The following is a 21892-nucleotide window of genomic DNA, read 5'->3' as shown; positions in this document are numbered from 1 at the left end:
GCCTACGGTGCCCCCGGAGAAAACACGCATCCCCGATGCCTCTTCACCTCGACAGGGGTTCGCGGGCGTGTCCGTTCGCACGAGCACCGTCCACATGAACGAGACTGCTGGAGGGGACGCGAGGGCCGCAGGCGGGCCGGACGAGGAGGCGACGGGCATGAGCACGAGCGAGGCGGAGGTCGCGGTCGCCGACGCGCCGCAGGCGCACCGGTTCGAGGCGCGGATCGAGGGCGAGCTGGTCGGCTTCGCCTCCTACGTCCGCGACGACGAGCGCGTGATCTACCAGCACACCGTCGTCGGTCCCGCCTACGAGGGCCTCGGCATCGGCGGGCTGCTGGCCAGGGCGGCCGTCGAGGACGGCATCGCGCGGGGCATCAAGGTCAAGGCGACCTGCCCGTTCATCAAGGCCTGGCTGACACGACACCCGGAGTACCAGGACAAACTGTCCGGCACTCCGGGTGCGTGAGGAGAGGATCAAGCAGGGCTGCGTCAGCCGATACGGCCGGCGAAGTCCGGGGTGTAGTTGGAGATGGTCTCCCACTTGACGCCCGCGCTCGGGTTGGCGGCCTCGACGAAGCGGCCACCGCCGACGTAGAGGGCGACGTGGTAGGTGCCCGAGGCGCTGCCGTCGTTGGACCAGAACAGCAGGTCGCCCGGCTGGACCTGGTCGACGGAGATGCGGGTGACGCTGGACGCCATCTCCTCGCTGGTGCGCGGGAGCGAGACGCCGGCCTGCGCGTACGCGGCCTGGACCAGACCCGAGCAGTCCCACGAGTTGGGGCCGGTGCCGCCGTAGACGTAGGAGTCGCCCACGTGCGACTCGGCGAAAGCGATCGCCGTGGCGGCCGCGGAGGACGAGGCCTGCGGCGCCGGGGTGGAGGCCGAGGCGTTGGTCGCCGCCGTGGTCGTGGTGGACGCCGAGGAGTCCGACGACGAGGAGGAGCTCGTCGACGCGGACGCGTCCGAGGACGAGCCGGTCGAGGAGGAGGCGGTCGAGGAGGAGGCGCTGCCGCCGAGGACCAGCTGCTGACCCGGGAAGATCAGGTTCGGCCCCTGGGTCAGGGTGGCCTTGTTCAGCTGGTAGAGGCGCTGCCAGCCACCGGAGACCTTCTCCTTCGCCGCGATGCTGGAGAGCCAGTCACCCGACTGCACCGTGTACTTGGCGGAGCCGGCGGTGGTGGACGGCGCCGGGGACGCGGCCGGGGCCGCAGCGGTGGAGCCGGACTCCGAGCCCTCGTCGTCCGAGGACGAGGACGAGGACGAGGCGGAGGAGCTGCTCGCGGCGCTGCTGCTCGACGAGGTCGAGGCGGCGGAGCCGGAGGTGTTCAGGGACGGAGCGCCGCCGCCCTGGGTCAGACCGGCCTGCGGGCCGCAGACGGGCCAGGCGCCGGGGCCCTGGTTGGCCAGGACCTTCTCGGCGGTGGCGATCTGCTGGTCCTTGGTGGCCAGGTCGGCGCGGGAGGCGTACTGCTGACCGCCGTAGGCGTCCCAGGTGGACTGGTCGAACTGCAGGCCGCCGTAGTAGCCGTTGCCGGTGTTGATCGACCAGTCGCCGGTGGACTCGCACTGGGCGACAGCGTCCCAGGTGGAGACGGTGGCGGCGTGGGCACCGGTCGCGGTGACCAGCGGAAGGGCCATGCCGGCGCCGGTCAGGCCGACGGTGGCGACGAGGCGCTTGGAGATGCGTCGGGCGGCGGAGGGCGCGCGGTGGCGACCCGTGCTGTTGGACAGCATTGAGGTGATCCTCTCCCACGCCTGCGAGGTGAGCTGTCGGGTTCGGGCCGGAGTAGCCCGGCCGTGCGGTGGCACGGCTTCACCCCGAGCCGCGGCTCTGACGAGCGCGCGGCGACTTACCTGGGTCCCCCGCTCCTGCCGTGGTGTGCGTCGCGTGACGTCTGACGTCTCCCCGGCGGCAGGACTCGGCGTTCCGGAGATGTCAGTTCCGCTTAAGTGCGGATGGCCGTGACGGTAGGCAGATCGGCCCTCAAACCTCAAGCTGAGGGAGGGGCTTTGAGAGGTCCGTCACGTCCCCGGCGCAGGATTCACAGAAACGCCCTGACCATATGCCCGTTTTGTCACCCAGGGTTGCCAGGGTTCCTACGACTATGTCCGCTTGATACACCTTCGGCAGGACGTAAGAAGCGCGCCCGCCCCGGACGGGACGAGCGCGCTTCCTGCTGAACGGGCGTCAGGTGGTCTCAGGCGGTCCGGGTCAGCTTGGCCCCGAAGCCCGGAGCGGCCAGGTCCGACTGCAGCGCGACCGGCACGGTCCGCGCGGTCGCCCCGCTGCCCACCACCAGCTCGCCGACGACCGTGCCCGCCGTCGCGCTGTGCGGGATCCCCTTGCCGTCCAGCGGCCGCAGCGCGACGTCGACCGACAGCCCGCTCCAGCCGGCCACCTGGACGTCCTGGGTGGCCACCACCGGCACCTTGCCGCCCAGCCCGTCGTCCACGTAGCCGACCACGTCGCCCTTGTGCGCGATCGTGTGCTCCTGAAGCGCGTGCTCGGCGCTGAGGATCAGCTTCTTGCTGTTGGCCAGCACCTGGTCGAGGATGCCCTGCCCCGGCCCCGAGCCCACCGCCGGCTGGCTCAGGGTCACCCCGACGATCAACTGCTTGACGCCGTCGACGCTCTGCTCCGCGGCCCAGACCAGGTTGCCCAGTGCCGCCGTGCTGCTGCCGGTCTTGATGCCGATCACGCCGTTCTTGCCGACCAGCGTGTTGGTGTTCGGCGTCAGCCCGTTGAGCGGCGAGTCGAACTGCTGCGTGCCCACGACCTCACGGAAGACCGGGTCGGCCATCGCCGCGGCCGCCAGCTTCAGCTGGTCGGCGGCAGTGCTGCGGGTCGTCGCGTCCAGACCGCTGGGGTCCGTGTACGTCGACTGCGTCATGCCCAGCTGGCCCGCCGTGGCCTGCATCTTCTGCACGAACGCGGCGTCCGTCCCGGCGTCCCAGCGCCCGAGCAGCCGGGCGATGTTGTTGGCCGAGGGGATCATCAGCATCTGCAGCGCCTGGTACTGCGTGAGCTTCTCGCCCACCGCGACCTTCTGCACCGACTCACCACCCGGCTTGCCGGTGTTGTAGTCGTTGACGGCCTGCTGGTCGACGGTGATGGTCGGGCCGGTCTCGCCCTTCTTCAGCGGGTGGTCGTGCAGCACGATGTAGGCGGTCATCATCTTCGTGACGCTCGCCAGCGGCACCGGATTGCCGCTGCCGCTCTGCCCCATCAGCCCGAGCCCCGGCACCTCGACGGCGGCCTGGCCCTTGACCGGCCAGTCCAGCGCGAGCTTCCCGCCGCCGAAGGAGTAGCCGGTCGCGGCGGACTGCGTCAGCTTCGGCGACGGCAGCGGCCGCAGCACCTGCACGGTGCCGAGCACCAGCACGAGCAGCACCAGCAGCGTTCCCCACAGCCGGACGCGCCGCAGGGCGATCCGCATCGGGGTCATCGGCCTGGCGCTGAGCCCCGCCAGCACCTCCATCGCCTCGACGGTCGTCTCCGGCGACTCGGCGACGGCCGTCGCCCCCGCCGGCACGCCCCGCGCGGGCGCGCTCCCGCCGCCTCCCGGCGCGGGCACCACGCCACCCGGCCGCGGCACGGCCCCGCCGGAGGACGGGGGCAGCGGCGGGAACACGGCCATCGCGCGCGTCTCGGCATCCGCGATGGCGCGGGCCGCCGCGCCACCGTCGTCCGGCTCCTCGTCGTCGTCCGCGTCGGCCTCGTCGTCGGCGGTGGTGGCCTCGGGCTCGTCGGCCTCGGGCTCGTCGGCCTCCGGCTCCTCCTCGTCGTCCGCGTCGGCACTGTCGTCCGCGTCGGCGGTGTCGGCGGCCCCGGCCGAGGCGGGCGCCGCAGATGCCCGCTCCCGCTCGGCCCGGATCGCTTCGCTGTCGGAGGCGTCCGCGGCCTCGTCCTCGGCAGCGGCCGCATCCGCCGGCTCGTCGTCGACGCCCGCCTTCGGCGCGGCGGTCGGTGCGAGAGTGCGCAGCACGCGCGTGGCAGACGCCTCCAGCGCGGGCTCCGCAGCGTCGGCGTCACGCTCGTCCTCGGCCTCGGCCGCCGGGCCCGCCTTCGACGCGGCAGGCGCCGCGTCGGCGTGGCGCTCGGCCGGCTCCGGTGCGTCGCCCGTGGCCGCCGCCTTCGGCGCGGCGGTGGGCGGAAGCGTGCGCAGCACGCGCGTGGCGCTGTCGACCGCAGGCGCGGGCTCCGCCGCGTCCGAGTCGTCGGCGTCCGTCTCGCCCTCGGCCGCAGGGGCCGCCTTCGGCGCGGCAGCCGCCGCGTCGGCGTCACACTCGTCCTCGCCCTCGGCCGCGGGGCCCGCCTTCGGCGCCGCAGGCGCCGCGTCGGCGTGGCGCTCGGCCGGCTCCGGTGCGTCGCCCGTGGCCGCCGCCTTCGGCGCGGCGGTCGGTGCGAGAGTGCGCAGCACGCGCGTGGCGCTGTCGACCGCAGGCGCGGGCTCCGCCGCGTCCGGGCCGTCGGCGTCCGGCTCGCCCTCGGCGTCCGCCTCCGGCACCGCGGGCTTCGCCTGCTCCTTGCGGAGGGTGCGGGTGGGGACGTCCGTCGGGGTCGGCGCGGAGGGCTGCGCAGGCTCGGCCGACGGGGGAGCGTCGACCACCTCCTCCTGCGTGCGTTCCGCGTCCTGCTCCTCCGCTCCCGCGGTCCGGTTCGACCTGTCGGGGGACTCACCCACGTAACCCAGCCTCCTCAAGCCAGCTCTTGCTCGGGCTCCAGTCTCCTGCACCCGAGCGGGTAACTCGCGCGCGCCGGGCCGCTGACCGGCCCCAACCTGGCACTCGACCAGACGTGGCCACCCCGTCGCCCGGTTCCGAAAGATCACGGCGAGGTGTCACATTCGAGGCCCTCTCGACAGCGGGGTGTGGGCTGCGTCACTCTGTTGTGCATCCACGCGGGGAGGCTTGGATGGGCAGGAGCCGCAGAACAATTCCCGAGGAGCTGCTGTTGCTCGCTCTGGACCCGGCCACGGGTACCACCGCGCAACCGCAGACGCTCGACCTCGGACTGGCCGGAGCACAGCTCGTCGAGCTGGCCATGGCCGGACGCATAGTCCCGGACGGAGACCGGATCACCGTGGTGAATCCGCGACCGACCGGCGACCCGACCCTCGATCACGCGCTCGAACTGCTGCGCAGACGTGGCAGTGCGGTGCGCGCCGTACAGTGGATCGGCGGCCCGCGACTGGGGCTGCGCCAGACCTATCTCGCACACCTGGAGCGGTGCGAGATGGTGAAGGCCGTGCCGGGCCAGGTGTGCGGAGTGCTGCCGACGACGAGGTACCAGGCGTCGGACGACTGCACGAACAGCGCCATCAAGGAACGCCTCGACACGGCGATCCGCACCGGGGTGCCCCCGGACCCGCGTACCGCCGCGCTGGCCGCCCTGGCCCACGCGGTGGGACTGGGCAAGCATCTCTACCCGGGTAACGAGGGACGGTCCTGCAGGTCCCGCCTGCGCGACCTGATCCGTTACGACCCACTCGGCGGCATGGTCGCGCACGCGGTCATGGACGTACAGAACGGCATGCCGACCGCGCAGGTGCGCACCCCGGGCGTCCGCCCGGTCGCGCGCCCCGCGGCCCGACCCGCCGTGGTCACCGGGATGGTCCGCGCCGGCATCCGGTAACGGGCCCCGGAGCACCGCACCACTCGCACCACTCGCACCACTCGCACCAGCACGACACCGCACCAGCAGAGCGGGAGCGGCGGCGAACCACCCTTCGCCGCCGCTCTCTCACATTGATGGGCGCAGAATCGTTCCTCCTTCGGACCGATTCGTCAAGAAGCGGGGCGATTGCGCTACATGAGGGCGTGTCGGGATGGCATCCTGGCTGGCTATAGGGGCGTGCCAGACCTTCGATGCCCAGGAGAGACCGTGTCGACCGCCAGCGTCAATCCCACCGTCCGCCGTCGCCGCCTCGGGGCCGAGCTCCGTCGGCTGCGCGAGCAGAAAGGCCTGACCGCGGAGGAGGTCGCGCAGCAGCTGCTGGTCTCCCAGTCGAAGATCAGCCGCCTGGAGAACGGCCGCCGCAGCATCAGCCAGCGCGACGTCCGGGACCTGTGCGAGGTCTACGGGGTCACCGACCCGGCGATGATCGAGGGCCTGATGACCATGGCCCGCGAGTCCCGCCAGCGCGGCTGGTGGCACGCTTTCGGTGACGTCCCGTACAGCGTGTACATCGGCCTGGAGGCCGAGGCCGTCGCGATCCGCACCTACGAGTCGCTGTTCATCCCGGGCCTGCTGCAGACCCGGGAGTACGCGCACGCCGTCGTCGCGGGCATCCAGCCGGAGGCGCAGCCCACCCAGATCGAGAAGCGGACGGACGTCCGCATGGTCCGGCAGGACCTGCTGCGCAAGGGCGACGAGCCGCTGCGCCTGTGGGCGGTCGTGGACGAGGCCGCACTGCACCGGGTCGTGGGCACCGCTCAGACGATGCGGGCACAGCTGGAGTTCCTCATCGAGACCAGCCTGCTGCCGCACGTGACGGTGCAGGTGCTGCCGTTCGAGGTCGGCGCGCACCCGGGAATGACTGCCAACTTCTCCATCCTGGAGTACCAGGACCAGTCGGACGCCACCGTCGTCTACCTGGAGGGCGTGACGAGCGACCTGTACCTGGAGAAGGAGTCGGACGTCCGCGCCTACGCCAACCTCTACGAGCACCTGCGGGCGCAGGCGCTGGGTCCGGAGCAGACGCGCGAACTGGTGGACAAGGTCGCCAAACGGCACACGCATTGACCGTGGACGGACTTGCGGGCGCGGAAGCATACAGCACGGACCGCCGCCCCCAGGGCCCTGATCGCCAATTCCTGTCCTACGAGTGAACACGAAAGGTCGACAGTTCCCAGCAGCCGGACGGTGTGGGCAGACTGGCACCCGTAATCGCGATCAGCGGATCGTCACCCCACCCCGGGAACTGGAGATGGAAATGATCACTGAGGACCACCGCGAGGGCGCCCTCGACTGGCGCAAGTCCAGCTACTCCGGTGCCAACGCCTGCGTCGAGGTCGCCCGCCCCGGCGGCGCCGTCTTCGTGCGCGATTCCAAGGACCTGGCCGGGCCCTCGCTCGGCTTCTCCAAGGAGGCCTGGCAGTCCTTCCTGTCCGAGGTCGCCACCGGGTCGCTCGACCAGGTGTGATGAGGGTGCCCGGCGGGGGCCACGCCCCCTCCGGGCACCGACGACGCCGCGCCGGTCGGCGTCAGCGCCCTTGCCACCGGCGCTCTTGCGGTCAGCGCTGTTACCGTCAGCGCCCTTACTGTCAGCGCTCTTACGGTCAGCGCAGTTCGTCCACATAGGCGTCGGTCCCCGGCAGGGTCGGCAGGAACGGCGCCACCAGCTCCACCCGTGCCCCCGGCACCGCCCCGGCCACCTCCCCGTCCAGGCCGGTGAACGCGTCCCAGCAGGTGCGCGGGTCCTGCTGCAGGAACCAGAGCAGCGTCAGCCGGGTGTCCGTGCCGTCCACCGGCTTCACGTACGACATGCGGTCCACCGGCAGCGGCAGCGGCTCGAAGATCGTGCACATCGCCGCCGGCGAGCCGGTCCGCAGCCGGGACGGCAGGTGCCGGTCCATCAGCCAGTCGCTCAACTGGCGCCGCTGCTCCGGCGTCTCGGTGTCGATGACCTCCAGCACCAGCCCCTGGTAGGGGTGGTCCAGCGCGTGGATGTCGCGCGGGCCCGCGGCGCCGTCCCGGTAGTAGGTGCTGACGTGCTGCTGGAAGGCGGTGAAGACGTGGGTGCGGTCCCGGTAGACGCGGCCGTCCCGGTTGAGCCGCTTGTTGATCTGCACCGTCCAGCGCATGTGCGCGTCGTGGCGGCCCTGGGTGACCCAGTAGACCGACAGGTAGCACCCGGCGGTGATGGGCAGGCCCGCCGCCTCGGCCACCGCCGACTTCTCGGGATAGCGCAGCAGCTGCAGCTCTCGGGTGGCCACGAAGCGGCGCCCGGCGAACATCCAGGGCATGGCCATGGCGCCGGCGTAAAAGTGATCGTCCTCGTACCAGCGGTTGTAGGCGTACTCGTGGCCCGGCAGGGGCTCGACCATGGTGATCAGGGCGCTGCCGATGGCGACGCCGTAGGGGCCGTTCGCGGCCAGCTCCGTGTACTGCTCCAGCTCGTCCGTCATGGAGCTGACGGTAAGTCAGATCATGGCAAGTGCCCAGAGGAAGCTCCAGACCATCCGCCCCGGATCGGCCGCCACCTTGTGTGATAGGTGCCTGGGCGCGCCCGGCTTGTCCGCCTAGCCTCCGCTTCATGCCGAGACGCTCGCACGCCTCCCCCGCCGCCCCGGTGCCTTTCGAGCCGGGAGCGGCCCGTGCCGTGCGCTCGGCACTCGGCCTCAGCCCCGCCATGGTGGCCCGGGCCCTGGCCGACTCCTACGCGATGCCCGTCCCTCCCCAGCAGGTCATCGCCTGGGAGGTCGGCGCCGCCCACCCCTCCGAGCGTGAGCTCATCGCGCTGGCGCGCGTCCTGTGGTGCCTGCCCGGCCAGCTGATGGGCGGACGGGCGGTCTCGCTGCGGGACCACCGCCTCGCCCTCGACCTGCCGCAGGAGGAGGTGGCCCGGCGGATCCGGGTCACCCGGCGCGACTACACGCGGATGGAGGAGCGCTGGGACGGCGACCGCACCCAGACCCGCGACCTGGCCGTGGCGCTCCAGCTTTCCCCGCCCGTCCTGATCCGCGCCTGCGGGCGTGAGGAGCAACTGGAGGAGCTGCTGCGGCGGGCGATCGACGGCCGCTGGCAGGCGCAGGTCCAACCGGTCCGCGACCTGGTGCCGATGCTCGCAGAGGGGCCGGTCACCCACGCGCTCCAGTCGCTGGCGGCGGAGAAGGCCACCTCGGGTGCACTCTGGGGCGGCGGCGGCGCCCCCGCGCCCGCCGAGACACCGGAGGTGGAGCCGCTGGAGCGGTTCTGGGCGCTCATCGGGGAGTGACCCTCGCCCCCAGCCCCGATCCCGGCCTCGCAACCCTGCCCCCCAACCCGGCCTCGCAAACCCGGGCCCCCAACCCCGGCCTCGCAACCCCAGCCCTCCCCAGCTCTGGCACCCTGCGCCCGGACGGCTTACTCTGACGCATCGTCAGATACTCGTCCCGGGAGGATCGCCATGCTGCTCGAAGGACGCACCGTCGTGGTCTCCGGCGTCGGACCGGGCCTCGGGCAGCGGGTCGCGCTGGCCGCCGCCCGGGACGGCGCCAACGTCGTGCTCGGCGCGCGCACCCAGGAGAACCTGGTGAAGGCCGCGGAGCAGACCGAGGCCACCCGCCCCGGCGGCACCGCCTGGCTGCGCACCGACATCGCCGACGCCGACCGCTGCGACGCGCTGGCCGCGCTGGCGGTGGAGCGCTTCGGACGGATCGACGCGGTGATCCACGTCGCCGCCATGGACCAGTCCTTCGGCGGTCTCGCCGACGCCGACTTCGACGAGTGGCGCCGGGTCCTCGACGTGAACCTCATCGGCACGCTGCAGCTGACGCGCTCCTGCCTCCCCGCACTGCGCGCCCGCGGCGGCTCCGTCGTCATCATCGGGACCCAGTCCTCCGTCGCCGCGCCGACCCAGGTCCGCCAGGCCGCCTACGCGGCCTCCAAGGGCGCGCTGACCAGCGCCATGTACAGCCTGGCCCGCGAGCTCGGCCCGGACCGGATCCGGGTCAACACCGTGCAGCCGGGCTGGATGTGGGGCCCGATGGTCGAGGCCTACGTCACCTGGACCGCCGCGACCGAGAACGTCCCGCAGGAGGAGGTCGCCAAGCGGCTCTCGGAGCGGATGGCCCTGCCCGAGCTCGCCACCGACGGCGACGTCGCCGAGGCCGCGGTCTTCCTCGCCTCCGACCGGGCGCGCGCGATCACCGGCCAGTGCCTGCTCGTCAACGCCGGCGAGGTCATGCGCTGACCCGCGCCCGGCACCGACGTCGCCGCCTCGTAAGGTCGTCCCCATGACAACCGATACGGGGACGACCGATACGGGGACGACCAAGACGGGGACCGGCACCACACTCTTCGACGCGCTCCACGCCGACGCCCTCACCACCGTCGACGAGTTGCGCACGCTCTACGCACCGCCGAACGAGGGCGCGGTGCGCAAGGAGATGGACCGCCTGACCGCGCAGACCCGCGCGCTGATCGCCTGCTCCTCCCTGGTCCTGGTCGGCAGCGCCGACGCCGCGGGCCGCGCCGACGTAACGCCGCGCGGCGGCCCGGCCGGGTTCGTCTCGGTCCTGGACGACCGCACCCTGGTGATCCCCGACGCGACCGGCAACAAGCGCCTGGACACGATGCAGAACGTCCTGGCGACCGGCCGGGTCGGGCTGCTCTTCCTGATCCCCGGCCGCCCGACGACGCTGCGCGTCAACGGCCGCGCCTGCGTCTCGGCGCAGCCGGAGCTGCTCACGCAGCTGACCCCCGTCGGCAAGCCTCCGGTCACCGCGCTGGTGGTGGAGGTCGAGGAGGTCTACCCGCACTGCCCCAAGTCGCTGATGCGCGCCCACGCCTGGCAACCCGGGCAGTGGCTGCCCGCCGACGCCCAGCCGACCAGCGCCGAGGTGACGCTGGCCCAGCTGAACCTGCCCGATCTGACCATCGAGCAGGTCGAGGCGTACGAGCAGGAGTCGCTGCGGCTGCGCTTCGAGTAGCCGCGGCGCACGGACCGGCGCCGGCGGCCGGGGGCGCCGCGGTCCGCTACTCCAGCACCGGCAGCAGTTCGGGCAGGTGCCCGTCCGAGGCCAGCCCCGCGGCACGGCGCTCCGCCGGGACGGGCCCGTACAGCGTGGTGCGCTGCGCGGCCGGACGCCCGGCCGCGGCGGCCACGGCCTCCAGGTCGCGGATGGACTTGTAGCTGCCGTAGGCGGAGCCGGCCATCCGGGAGATGGTCTCCTCCATCAGCGTGCCACCCAGGTCGTTGGCGCCGCCGCGCAGCATCTCCGCGGCGCCCTCGGTGCCGAGCTTGACCCAGCTGGTCTGGATGTTGGGGATGCGGCCGTGCAGCAGCAGCCGGGCCATGGCGGTGACCGCCCGGTTGTCGCGCATGGTCGGGCCGGGCCGGGAGATGCCGGCCAGGTAGACGGGCGCGTTGGTGTGCACGAACGGCAGCGTCACGAACTCGGTGAAACCGCCCCGGCCGGCCTCCAGCGAGCGGTCCTGGATCTCGGCGAGCAGCCGCAGGTGGCCGAGCCAGTGCCGGGGCTGGTCGACGTGCCCGTACATCATCGTGGACGAGGAGCGGATGCCCAGCTCGTGCGCGGCGGTGACCACCTCGACCCAGGTGGCCGCGGGCAGCTTGCCCTTGGTGAGCACCCAGCGGACCTCGTCGTCGAGGATCTCGGCGGCGGTGCCGGGGATGGTGTCGAGCCCGGCCTCCTGTGCCCGCGCCAGCCAGTCCTTGATCGAGAGCCCGGTCCGCGTCGCGCCGTTGACGACCTCCATCGGCGAGAAGGCGTGCACGTGCATGCCGGGCACCCGCTCCTTCACCGCACGGGCGATGTCGAAGTAGGCGGTGCCGGGCAGGTCCGGGTGGATGCCGCCCTGCATGCAGACCTCGGTCGCCCCCACCGCCCAGGCCTGCTCGGCGCGGTCGGCGACCTGCGCCAGGGAGAGCGTGTAGGCGTCGGCGTCGGTACGGCGCTGCGCGAACGCACAGAAGCGGCAGCCGGTGTAGCAGACGTTGGTGAAGTTGATGTTCCGCGTCACGCAGTAGGTGACGGTGTCGCCGACCGTGTCGCGGCGCACCGCGTCCGCGACCGAGCAGAGCGCGTCGAGCGCGGGGCCGTCGGCGTGGAACAGCGCCAGCGCCTGGGCGTCCGTCAGCCGGCGCGGGTCGTCGGCGGCCACGGCGAGCGCCTCGCGCACGTCGCCGTCCAGCCGCGGTCCGCTCGAACGGTCCGGCGCACCGGTGACGGCCGCGACCTCGCGCAGCGCCTCCCAGTCCCCGTACACCTCGTCGAAGTCGCCGCGCCGGTCCTCGCTGCGCCCGCCGCCCGGTCCGGCGGCGTCGATCTCGGTGTGCAGCTCGGTGCGCCCGCTCGCGGTGAACACCTCCTCCGGCTCCTGCCACGGCAGGCCGACCGGGAGGGCGTCCTGGCGGGCCAGGCCCGTCTCCGGGTCGGCCAGCGCCCGCACGTGCGGCAGCACCCGCGGGTCGAGCCACGGCTCGCCCTGCCGGACGTACTCGGGGTAGACGGTGAGACGCTCGCGCAGCGTGAAGCCGGACTCGGCGGTGCGCGCCGCCAGGTCCTCGATGTGCGGCCAGGGCGCCTCGGGGTTGACGTGGTCGGGTGTGAGCGGCGAGACGCCACCCCAGTCGTCGATGCCCGCGCCGATGACCAGCGCGTACTCGGCCGCGACCAGGTTCGGCGGTGCCTGGATCCGGGCGGCGGGGCCGAGCACCAGGCGGGCGACGGCGATGGTCGCGGCCAGCTCCTCCAGCTCGGCGTCGGGCATGGCCCGCATCGCGGTGTCGGGCTTGGCCCGGAAGTTCTGCACGATCACCTCCTGGAGGCCGTGGTACTGCCGGGCCACCCGGCGCAGCGCGAACAGCGCGTCGGCGCGCTCCTCGAAGTCCTCCCCGATGCCGATCAGGACGCCGCTGGTGAACGGGACGGCGGAGCGGCCCGCGTCCTCCAGCACCCGCAGCCGGACGGCCGGCTCCTTGTCCGGGGAGCCGTGGTGGGGACCACCGGGCTCGGACCACAGGCGGGTCGCGGTGGTCTCCAGCATCATCCCCATGGACGGCGCGACGGGCTTGAGCCGCTGGAAGTCGGTCCACGACAGCACACCGGGGTTGAGGTGCGGCAGCAGGCCGGTCTCCTCCAGCACGCGGATCGACATGGCCCGGACGTAGGCGAGGGTGTCGTCGTAGCCGTGCGCGTCGAGCCACTCGCGGGCCTCCGGCCAGCGGTCCTCGGGGCGGTCGCCGAGGGTGAACAGCGCCTCCTTGCAGCCGAGCGCCGCGCCCTGACGGGCGATCGCCAGCACCTCGTCGGGCGAGAGGTAGAGGCCGTGGCCCTCGCGGCGCAGCTTGCCGGGGACGGTGACGAAGGTGCAGTAGTGGCAGCGGTCCCGGCACAGCCGGGTCAGCGGGACGAACACCTTCTTCGAGTAGGTGATCACGCCGGGCCGCCCCGCCTCGGCGAGGCCGGCGTCGCGCAACCGGGCCGCGACCGCGCACAGTTCGCGCAGGTCATCGCCGCGGGCCTGGAGCAGGACGGCGGCCTCCGCGGTGTCCAGGGCGACGCCCTGTCGCGCCCGGTGCAGGGCGCGGCGCATGGCGGTGGCGGTCGGAGAATCGTTCATGGGGTGAACCATACGCGGGGACGCGTGACACCCCCAGAGCCAACCCTGAGATCGTCTCAGGGTTCGTAGTCCGACGGGTGGAAGCGGGTTTGCGCCCGTGGGCCGATGCCGCACCGGGAGGTGGAGGCGTTGAATGGCACCGTGGGAGAGACGACGGAGGGACGAACGATGTCGACCAACAAGACGAGCCGCAAGCGGCTGCTCCTGGTCTCGGCGGCGGTGGCTGCCGTCGCGGGCTCGGTGGCGGCGGGTACGGCGCTCGCGGCGGGGCCCGCGCTGCCGGCGGTGTCGGCCGAGAGCCTGCTGGCCCGTGCGCTCAACAGCCACACGCAGACGTTCACGGGCACGGTCCAGTCCACGGTCGACCTGGGCCTGCCCTCGCAGCTGGTCTCCCAGCTGCCCTCGGCGCTGGCCTCGGCCGGTGGCAAGGGCGGCCCGGCCGGGAGTGCCGCCGCCGACCCGCAGTCGCAGCAGGCGGAGCAGCAGTTGCTGTCGCTGCTCTCGGGTACGCACAGCTTCGACCTCGCCGTGGACGGCCAGAACCGGCAGTCCTTCAGCTCCTCGGACACCGGCCGCACGGTGCGCTTCGTCCACAACGGCACCGAGGCCTGGACGTACGACAGCCAGACCAACCAGGCGGTGCAGTACACGAACATCTCGCCGGACGAGGCGAAGACCCAGCCGAGTGCCCCCGCGATGACCACGCCGGCCGACGCGGCGCGGCTGCTGCAGCAGATCGCCCCGTTCAGCTCGGTCCGGGTCGACGGCGACTCGATGGTGGCCGGTCGCCAGGTCTACGTCCTGGTGGTCTCCCCCAAGGGCAACGGCTCGACGGTCGGGGACGTCCGGCTGTCGGTCGACGCGAAGACCTTCATGCCGCTCGGCGTGCAGGTGGACCCGTCCGACGGCGGCAGCCCGATCGCGGACGTCCGGTTCACGAGCGTCAGCTACGCGCCTCCGGCCGCGAGCACCTTCGACTTCACGCTGCCGCAGGGCGCCAAGCTGACCACCAGGTCGGTGGCGGACCTCGGGCACGGCACCGCCGGCAAGCCCGGCAAGCCCGCCGAGTCGAAGGCCCCGCAGGGCGGGCAGCACCCGAACGCGAACGACGTGCAGTTGCTCGGCTCGGGCTGGACCACGGTGTACAAGCTCAGCCCCGCCGCGGGGGCCAAGGGCGGCAAGAGCGGCAGCCCGCTGAGCGAGCTCGGCGCCCTCCAGGACCTCGGCCATGCGGTGCCCGGCGGCACGCTGTTCACCACCAAGGCGTTCAACGTCCTGGTCACGAGCAACGGCACCGTCTACGCCGGCGCGGTCACCCCGGCCTACCTGGAGAACCTCGCCAAGTAAGCAAGCTTGCCAAGCTGTCTGGACAAGTGAGGCGCCGCGTCAAGAAGTAGTCCGGACAAGTCATCGGCCGACCGATTCTTCGGTCGGCCGATCGCATCTGCTCATGCATCGTTCTTCCAGTCTTACCCCTCGGTAGCTAGCGTGCAGTCCTGTCATGCACCGGCCCGCACCGCCCGCATCCTCCGAGGAGCTCCCCGTGCGCAAGCGCGCTCTGCTCGCCGCCACTGTCGCCGCCGCCTCCGCCGTCCTCACCGGCGTGACCGCGGCCCCCGCCGCCCACGCGGCCAGTGGCAACTCCCTCTCCGTCTTCGCCTGGAACGTCGACCTGGCCACCTCCGTGGTCGACAGCACCGAGAACGAGAACGCCGCAGGACGCACCCCCACCGTCGAGGCGATCGTCAAGCAGCACAACTCCGACGTGGTGATCCTCGACGAGCTGTTCAACCACAGCTCCACCAGCAGCATCGAGAGCGCGCTGGCCGCCCAGTACCCGTACCACACCCCCGTGGTGGGCCAGGTCTGCTCCGGCGGCGGCTGGAACGGCATCAGCGGCGACTGCTCGAACTCGTGGTTCGTCATCAACGGCGGAACCATGATCTTCTCGAAGTACCCGATCACCGCCCAGTACGCGCACATCTTCTCCAACTCGACCTCCGGCACCTGGGACTACAACGCCAACAAGGGCGCCGCGCTGGCCGAGATCGACAAGAACGGCGTGAACACCTGGGTCGTCGGCACCCATCTGCAGGCCGACCAGTCCGGCACCTCGACCGACACCACCGAGAACACCCGCCTCGCCCAGCTCGGCGAGATCCAGAGCTGGGTCAACGGCATCGTCGGCTCCTCGGCCCCGGTCCTCATCGGCGGTGACCTGAACGTCGAGTACTCCCACGGCGCCTCGCGCGGGGACTACACCAACGCGCAGAACGCGGTGGGCGGCGTGCTCGGCACCCCCGCCACCGACCCGTCCCAGCTGACCACCATGGACTGCCCGGTCTCGGCCTGGTGCCAGTACATGGGTGGCGTCGAGACCTTCCCGACGAACTACCAGGACAGCCTGGACTACCTCGGCTACCTGAACGCCCCCGGCCGCCCGACCCCGCTCGCGCTGCCGTCCGTGGCCACCGACTTCGACCCGCAGTCCGGCTGGACCGCCGGCCAGCTCGACACCCGCTCGCCCAGCGACCACTACCCGGTCCAGGCCACCTTCCAGCTGCCGTAGTCGTCACGATCGCGACCACGACCGACTGACCGACACCCCGCCGAGTGGCGCCGTGGACCAACTGGTCCACACCACTCGACGGGGTGTCACTTTTGCTGCCCCGCACCGTCTCACCTGCTGAAAGGCACCTTGACGCACCACAGTTCAGACGGATGCCATGGACCGTCCATCACGCGCCCAGTGCGGGGGCGCCGCCGGTTCGATCCAGAAAGCCTCACGTATGAGCATCAGCCGCCGCGCCTTCCTCGCCACCGCCGGATCCCTGGGCCTCGGAGCGGGAACGGCGCTGCTGAGCGGCTGCGCGAGCAGCAGCACGAACGTCACCGGACCGTCCGGCACGCCGAGCTCCCTGGAGGTCTTCTCCTGGTGGACCGAGGGCGGCGAGAAGGCGGCCCTGAGCTCCCTGGTCAGCGAGTTCCATGTGCACAACCCGCACATCGACTTCGTCAACCGGGCGGTCGCCGGCGGCGCCGGCACCAACGCCAAGGCGGAGCTGGCCCGCCGGCTCCAGGCCGGCAACCCCCCGGACACCTTCCAGGGCCAGGCCGGCGCGATGCTCGACGACTACGTCGACGCGGGACAGTTGGAGGACCTCGGCTTCCTCTACCAGCAGCAGGGCTGGGACCGTTCGCTCAACTCGACGCTGCTGGCCCTGACCAAGCGCGGCGGCAAGCACTGGTCGGTCCCGCTGGACATCCACCACATCAACGTGATCTGGGCCAACAAGCGCGTCTGCGACCACGCCAAGGCGCCCGTCGCCCCGGACAACGTCCCGGACTTCGTCACGGCGCTCCACAGGGTCGCGGCCACCGGTAAGAACCCCCTGGCCATCTCCGCCACCACCGCGGAGATCTGGCAGGTCAAGCACGTGATGGAGTGCCTGCTGGTGGCCGAGCTCGGCCCGACGGGCTGGCCCGCCCTGTGGCAGGCGGGCGGCAACTGGGACTCCCAGCAGGTCGCGTCGGCGCTCGACGCGCTGCGCCAGATCCTCGCCCTGGCGGTCAACCCGACGGCCGAGCTCTCCTGGGACCAGGCGAGCGCGGCGGTCGGCCGCGGCGAGGCGGCGTACCAGATCATGGGCGACTGGACCGAGGCCAGCTTCACCCTGGCGGGCCTGGTCCCCCAGCACGACTACGACTGGGCGCCGGCCCCCGGCACCAGCGGCACCTTCGTCTTCGCCTCCGACTGCTTCACCCTGCCCAAGGGGGCGAAGGACCGCGAGGCGGCCATCGCCTGGCTGGTCGAGTGCGGCAGCCAGTCCGGCCAGGACTCCTTCACCACCGTCAAGGGCGCGATCCCGCCCCGCGCGGTGATCGGCTCGACCGAGCGCGGACTGTTCGACGCGTACTCGCTCTGGTCCATGGAGCAGTGGACCGGCACGCAGATCGTCGGCTCGCTCACCCACGGCGTGGTGGCGCGGGCCGCGTGGAACAGCGCGATCGACACCGCGCTGGTCGCCTTCGTCGCGAACCGCGACCCGGTCCGGCTCCAGACGGCACTGGCGGCTGCCGCCAAGGAGTTTGCCGCGTAGCCGTAAGGGGCGCGGGGAACTGCGCGACAAGCCACCCACGACGGTCAGCTCCCGAGCGGACAGGGCCGTCCGCCTGCGGTGGGTTGCTCGCGCCCACGCAGGGGGGCACCTCCCGGCCGAGGGCTGGCGGCGGCTCCGCCGATCGGCAGGGCCCCGCGCCCTGACGTGCCGCAACCTAGCCGCCTGCCACCAACACCCGTCCCACCACCGATTGAGCCGTCTCCCGCGCGTCCTGCGGCAGCGACGCGTCCGTGACCAGCACGTCCACCGACGACAGTGGCGCGTACGAGGACAGGCTCACCACTCCCCACTTGCTGTGGTCCGCCAGGACCACCACCCGGCTCGCGCACGCGACGAGCGCGCGGTTGGTCTCCGCCTCGGCGAGGTTGGGGGTGGTCAGGCCCGCCTCCGGGTCGACGCCGTAGCAGCCGAGGAAGAGCTGGTCCACGTGGAGGTCGTGGAGCGCCAGGGAGGCCATGGGGCCGACCAGCGCGTCGCTGGGCGTGCGGACGCCGCCGGTGAGGACCACCGTGGGCCCGGGCCGGCCGGGCCGGCGGGCCTCGGCGAAGACCTCCGCGACGCGGACCGAGTTGGTGACCACCGTGAGCCGCTCGACCCGCAGCAGGTGGCGGGCGAAGGCCCGGGTGGTGGTGCCCGCCGAGACGGCGATCGCCGTGCCGGGGCGGACCAGGCGCGCGGCGACCTGGGCGATCTCGTCCTTGGCCTGCGGCTCCCATTCCGTCTTGGTGTCGAAGCCCGGCTCGACCCCGCTCGCGCCGTCGGCGTGCAGCGCACCGCCGTGCACCTTCAGGGCCAGGCCCAGCCGGGCCAGTTCGGCGAGGTCGCGGCGGATCGTCATGTCGGAGACGCCGAACCGCGCCGACAGCTCCCCCACCCGGACGCTGCCGTTCCGGCGGATCTCCGCGAGGATCACGGACTGGCGCCGCTTCGCCAGCATGTCGCTCCTCACAGAGTCGGACGCCCCTGAACGCAATCAAACAGGATCGCGCATATCACATGCCCCGGGCCGTACTGGTGTCAAGGGGTCGCGCCCGCTCGGTCGACGGATCGTCAGTTCGCCGTCGTGCCGCCCGCAGACCGTCCACGGTCAGCATCAACAGCGCCACCCACACCAGGCCGAAGCCCACCCAGCGCTCCGTCGGCATGTGCTCGTGGAAGACGGCGACGCCGAGCAGGAACTGGAAGACCGGCGCGAGGTACTGCAGCAGCCCCATGGTGGTCAGCGGCACCCGCACCGCCGCCGCACCAAAGGCGACCAGCGGAACGGCCGTCACCAGCCCGCACAGGGCCAGCAGCGCCGCGTGGCCGGGGCCGTGGCCGGTGAAGGTGGACCGGCCGGTGGCGCTCAGCCAGACCAGGTAGCCGAGGGCGGGCGGGAACAGGAACGCGGTCTCCACGGCGAAGCCCTCCAGCCCGCCGAGAGCGACCTTCTTCTTCAGCAGCCCGTAGGTGGCGAAGGAGAACGCCAGGGTGAGCGCGATCCACGGCAGCCGCCCGTAGCCGAGGGTCAGCACCACCACCGCGGCCGCGCCCGTCCCGACCGCCACCCACTGCGCCGGCCGAAGGCGCTCCCGGAGCAGCAGCACGCCGAAGGTGATGGTGACGAGCGGGTTGATGAAGTAGCCGAGCGAGGTCTCCACGACGTGACCGCTGTTGACGCCCCAGATGTACATGCCCCAGTTGACGCTGATCACCACCGCGGCCAGCCCGATCAGCGCGAGCCGCCTGCGCTGCCGCAGCAGCGGGCGGATCCACGCCAGCGCGTCCGGGCGCCGCAGCCGGCCGAGCGCCAGCAGGACGAGCGCCGCCACGGCCGACCACACCATCCGGTCGGCGAGGATCTCCCACGCCCCGGCCGGCTTCAGCAGCGGCCAGTACAGCGGGAAGAAGCCCCAGATCGCGTAGGCGGCGAAGCCCAGCCACAAACCCTTGCTTTGCTCATTACCTCTCACCCCGCGACGGTAAGCGACAGCGCCCCCGCCCAGGAAGTCCCGGGCGGGGGCGTGCGCGACGGTGCGGGTGCGTCAGTGCTGCTCGTCCGCGTGGTCCGAGCCCTCGATCGTGTGGTCGAGGTGGTCCAGCCTCTCCACCTTGGCCCCGGACGCGGTGGCGTCCTCGAGCTCGTCGTGGGCGCTGACCACGTCGAACGGGACGATCGTGGTGACCACGTTGGGCAGCTTGCCGACCGCGCGGGCGATCTGGTCCGGCGTGCGGCGGTGCAGCAGGCGGCCCAGGACCGGCGAGTAGTTGCGCTCCGGGATCAGCAGCGTGATCTGGCTCTTCTCGCGCTTGGCGGTACGGGCGATCAGCTCGACCAGGGCGCGGGTGATCCGGCGGTCCGGGCACTCGACGATCTCCAGCGACAGGTCGCCGACCTCGACGTTGCTCCACTGAAGGCGCAGGCGCTCGGCGTCGCGGTCGTCCGTCATGAAGTGCACGGCGCGGATCTCGGCGGGCCGCATCGAGCGCGCGTACCGGATCGCCTTGAGGACGGCCAGGTCGACCCGGTCGACCAGGATGTACATCACCTGGCGGCGCGGGATCGGCTTGGTCGCGTCGACCGGGGCCATGGCCAGCGCCTCGGCCTCCTCGCGGTAGCGCTTGTTGACCTTGATCAGCGACCAGACGCCGATCGGGAAGATCACCACGACGACCCAGGCGCCCTCGGTGAACTTGGTGACCGCGAAGATCCCGACGACCAGGGCGGCGCAGACGGCGGCCGCGCCGTTGATCGCGACCTTGAGCTTCCACTTGCCCTGGCGGCTGTCCAGGTGGTGCTTGACCATGCCGGCGCCGGCCATGGTGAAGCCGGTGAAGACGCCGATCGCGTAAAGGCTGACCAGCTGGGTCAGGTTGCCGTCGGTGACGATCAGCAGCACCAAAGAGATCACCGTCAGCACGATGATGCCGCTGGAGAAGGCGAGGCGGTGACCGCGGCGGGTCAGCTGGCGCGGCAGGAAGGAGTCCTCGGCCACGAAGCTGGCCAGGAACGGGAAGCCGCTGAAGGAGGTGTTGGCGCCGGTGTAGAGGATGAGCGCGGTGGACAACTGGACGAAGACCAGCGCCGCGTTGCCGAACCAACTGTTGCCGAAGGCCCAGCTGGCCTCCTGCGAGACCACGGTCGGGATGCCGGCGTTGAACGGCACCGCGTGGGTGATGTAGGCCAGGATCGAGACACCCAGGACACCCGTGCCCAGGATGGTGGACATGATGACCATGGTCTTGCGGGCGTTCGGGCCCTGGGGGTTGCGGAATGCGCTGACGCCGTTGGAGATGGCCTCCAGACCGGTGAGCGAGGAACCGCCGTTGGCGAAGGCCCGCAGCATGGTCAGCAGCGCGGCGCCGTAGAAGAAGCCGTGCTCGCCGGGGCCGAGCGTCATCATGCCCGGCTGGTGGACGTCGAGGTGGGTGTGGTCGCCGAACAGGAAGCGACCGATACCGACCACGATCAGGAGTCCCATGGCGGCGAAGAACAGGTACGCCGGGAGGGCGAAGGCCCGACCGGCCTCACGGATGCCGCGCAGGTTGCCGTACATGAGCAGCAGGACGACGGCCACCGTGAGGTAGATCTTGTGGTCGGAGACCAGTGATATGAACCCGCCGTTGCCCCACAGGTACTGCGCGAGCGAGACGAGCGCGTCCGTACCGGCCGCCGCCTGGACGGCGACGGTGACGATGTAGTCGATCAGCAGCGCGACGGCTGCGATCTGGGCCACCCGCGGCCCGAAGTTCTCCCGGGCGACCACGTAGGAACCGCCGGCCCGGGTGTAGACCATGACGACCTCGCGGTACGAGAGCGTCAGCAGGACCAGCACCCCGAGGATGACGAACGTCAGCGGAATCAGGGCGCTGAACGCGGCCAGGCCGATGGCCGGAATGAGGATCACCAGCATCTGCTCGGAGCCGTAGGCCGTGGACGAGATGCAGTCCGAGGCCATGACGCCGAGTGCGACGGAGTTGGAGAGCTTCTCGTGACCGAGCTGCTCGGTGACGAGGGGCTTACCGAGCAAACGTTTCTTCACGCGGTAGCCGAGACTCTCCGGGAGCTCGACCTCGCCAGAGGGGCTGATGGTGCCGGCCATGATGGATTTCCGATCCGGGCGGGAGTGGACACCACATGCATACTCCCGCCCGTTAGGACAATTCGGACATCCCTTAGCGCGAAGGCCGATCTTAGCGGCTCCCTAACGGAGCCTCCTTCGTTTCCAAGATCAGTACAGCGTCACCGAACCATCCATGTATCGGAACCGCTAAGAAGCGTTGACAGGTCCCCCTGGCCGCGCTCGTCGACGGCCTGCTTCACCTGTGCGTTGAGCTGGTGGTCGTACGCCGGCCGCTCGACGGCGCGCAGGACGCCGATGGGGGTGGGTTCGTTCAGCCGGGACAGGGCGAAGGCGCGGGTGGGGTCGGGGTCGGTGACGTCGTGGACGATCTCGGGGCCGTCGGCGGTGAGGCGGTAGGGCCGGCCGTGTTCCAGGCG

Annotated in this window: 17 protein-coding genes, 1 pseudogene and 1 riboswitch; of the genes and pseudogenes, 10 read left to right on the top strand and 8 right to left on the bottom strand. The window is 71.8% G+C overall.

Going from position 1 to position 21892, the window contains the following annotated elements; genetic code table 11:
• The first annotated feature begins 157 nt into the window (after positions 1 to 157).
• Complete coding sequence (locus tag ABH931_RS18840) at positions 158 to 466, top strand: GNAT family N-acetyltransferase (RefSeq protein WP_370114709.1); 309 nt, start codon at positions 158 to 160, stop codon at positions 464 to 466.
• Between the two features lie 23 nt (positions 467 to 489).
• Here the strand turns inward: ABH931_RS18840 and ABH931_RS18835 are convergent, their stop codons facing one another.
• Positions 490 to 1734 (bottom strand): transglycosylase family protein, encoded by a 1245-nt coding sequence (locus ABH931_RS18835; protein WP_370114707.1) that lies wholly within the window; start codon positions 1732 to 1734, stop codon positions 490 to 492.
• Between the two features lie 5 nt (positions 1735 to 1739).
• A riboswitch (cyclic di-AMP (ydaO/yuaA leader) is annotated at positions 1740 to 1897 on the bottom strand.
• A gap of 301 nt (positions 1898 to 2198) precedes the next feature.
• Positions 2199 to 4685 (bottom strand): D-alanyl-D-alanine carboxypeptidase, encoded by a 2487-nt coding sequence (locus ABH931_RS18830; protein ID WP_370114705.1) that lies wholly within the window; start codon positions 4683 to 4685, stop codon positions 2199 to 2201.
• Between the two features lie 230 nt (positions 4686 to 4915).
• Here ABH931_RS18830 and ABH931_RS18825 point away from each other — a divergent pair, with 230 nt between their 5' ends.
• The 3 genes from ABH931_RS18825 (at position 4916) to ABH931_RS18815 (ending at position 7145) form a co-directional block, all read left to right on the top strand.
• Positions 4916 to 5635: a GPP34 family phosphoprotein gene (locus ABH931_RS18825; RefSeq protein ID WP_370114703.1), complete on the top strand. Its 720-nt coding sequence runs from the start codon at positions 4916 to 4918 to the stop codon at positions 5633 to 5635.
• 249 nt (positions 5636 to 5884) lie between these two features.
• Entirely contained in the window at positions 5885 to 6745 is an 861-nt protein-coding gene (locus ABH931_RS18820; protein ID WP_370114700.1) for a helix-turn-helix domain-containing protein, read from the top strand.
• Between the two features lie 190 nt (positions 6746 to 6935).
• Complete coding sequence (locus ABH931_RS18815; protein ID WP_370114698.1) at positions 6936 to 7145, top strand: DUF397 domain-containing protein; 210 nt, start codon at positions 6936 to 6938, stop codon at positions 7143 to 7145.
• 136 nt (positions 7146 to 7281) lie between these two features.
• On the opposite strand, the gene ABH931_RS18810 is transcribed toward ABH931_RS18815, so the two are convergent.
• Complete coding sequence (locus tag ABH931_RS18810; RefSeq protein ID WP_370114696.1) at positions 7282 to 8130, bottom strand: hypothetical protein; 849 nt, start codon at positions 8128 to 8130, stop codon at positions 7282 to 7284.
• 128 nt (positions 8131 to 8258) lie between these two features.
• Here ABH931_RS18810 and ABH931_RS18805 point away from each other — a divergent pair, with 128 nt between their 5' ends.
• From ABH931_RS18805 to ABH931_RS18795, 3 genes are all read left to right on the top strand, one after another.
• Complete coding sequence (locus ABH931_RS18805) at positions 8259 to 8939, top strand: XRE family transcriptional regulator (RefSeq protein WP_370114694.1); 681 nt, start codon at positions 8259 to 8261, stop codon at positions 8937 to 8939.
• Positions 8940 to 9110: 171 nt separating this feature from the next.
• A complete protein-coding gene (locus ABH931_RS18800; RefSeq protein ID WP_370114692.1) occupies positions 9111 to 9896 on the top strand; it encodes an SDR family oxidoreductase in 786 nt (261 codons plus the stop codon).
• 43 nt (positions 9897 to 9939) lie between these two features.
• Entirely contained in the window at positions 9940 to 10635 is a 696-nt protein-coding gene (locus ABH931_RS18795; protein WP_370114690.1) for an MSMEG_1061 family FMN-dependent PPOX-type flavoprotein, read from the top strand.
• 46 nt (positions 10636 to 10681) lie between these two features.
• Here the strand turns inward: ABH931_RS18795 and ABH931_RS18790 are convergent, their stop codons facing one another.
• A complete protein-coding gene (locus tag ABH931_RS18790; RefSeq protein ID WP_370114688.1) occupies positions 10682 to 13291 on the bottom strand; it encodes a bifunctional FO biosynthesis protein CofGH in 2610 nt (869 codons plus the stop codon).
• Positions 13292 to 13459: 168 nt separating this feature from the next.
• Here ABH931_RS18790 and ABH931_RS18785 point away from each other — a divergent pair, with 168 nt between their 5' ends.
• The 3 genes from ABH931_RS18785 (at position 13460) to ABH931_RS18775 (ending at position 17391) form a co-directional block, all read left to right on the top strand.
• Positions 13460 to 14638, top strand: a complete 1179-nt coding sequence (locus ABH931_RS18785) for an outer membrane lipoprotein carrier protein LolA (RefSeq protein WP_370114686.1) — start codon at positions 13460 to 13462, stop codon at positions 14636 to 14638.
• Positions 14639 to 14834: 196 nt separating this feature from the next.
• Positions 14835 to 15860, top strand: coding sequence for a sphingomyelin phosphodiesterase (locus tag ABH931_RS18780; protein WP_370114684.1), 1026 nt, complete (start codon positions 14835 to 14837; stop codon positions 15858 to 15860).
• 220 nt (positions 15861 to 16080) lie between these two features.
• Positions 16081 to 17391, top strand: coding sequence for an ABC transporter substrate-binding protein (locus ABH931_RS18775; RefSeq protein ID WP_370114682.1), 1311 nt, complete (start codon positions 16081 to 16083; stop codon positions 17389 to 17391).
• Positions 17392 to 17566: 175 nt separating this feature from the next.
• Here the strand turns inward: ABH931_RS18775 and ABH931_RS18770 are convergent, their stop codons facing one another.
• The 4 genes and pseudogenes from ABH931_RS18770 to ABH931_RS18755 all read right to left on the bottom strand — a co-directional run.
• Positions 17567 to 18349, bottom strand: a complete 783-nt coding sequence (locus tag ABH931_RS18770; RefSeq protein WP_370114680.1) for a DeoR/GlpR family DNA-binding transcription regulator — start codon at positions 18347 to 18349, stop codon at positions 17567 to 17569.
• A 55-nt stretch (positions 18350 to 18404) separates the two neighbouring features.
• Positions 18405 to 19364 carry an EamA family transporter RarD gene (gene rarD, locus ABH931_RS18765; protein ID WP_370114678.1) on the bottom strand — a complete coding sequence of 320 codons (960 nt, stop codon included), beginning with the start codon at positions 19362 to 19364 and terminating at the stop codon, positions 18405 to 18407.
• 72 nt (positions 19365 to 19436) lie between these two features.
• Positions 19437 to 21494: an APC family permease gene (locus tag ABH931_RS18760; RefSeq protein ID WP_370114676.1), complete on the bottom strand. Its 2058-nt coding sequence runs from the start codon at positions 21492 to 21494 to the stop codon at positions 19437 to 19439.
• A gap of 140 nt (positions 21495 to 21634) precedes the next feature.
• Positions 21635 to 21892, bottom strand: a pseudogene (locus ABH931_RS18755) (2-oxoacid:ferredoxin oxidoreductase subunit beta); the annotation flags it as partial.

Source organism: Streptacidiphilus sp. MAP12-33 (genome assembly GCF_041261265.1).
GTDB lineage: Bacteria > Actinomycetota > Actinomycetes > Streptomycetales > Streptomycetaceae > Streptacidiphilus.
The sequence above is the reverse complement of the archived record's forward strand: the minus strand, read 5'-3'. Positions and strand labels throughout refer to the sequence as shown.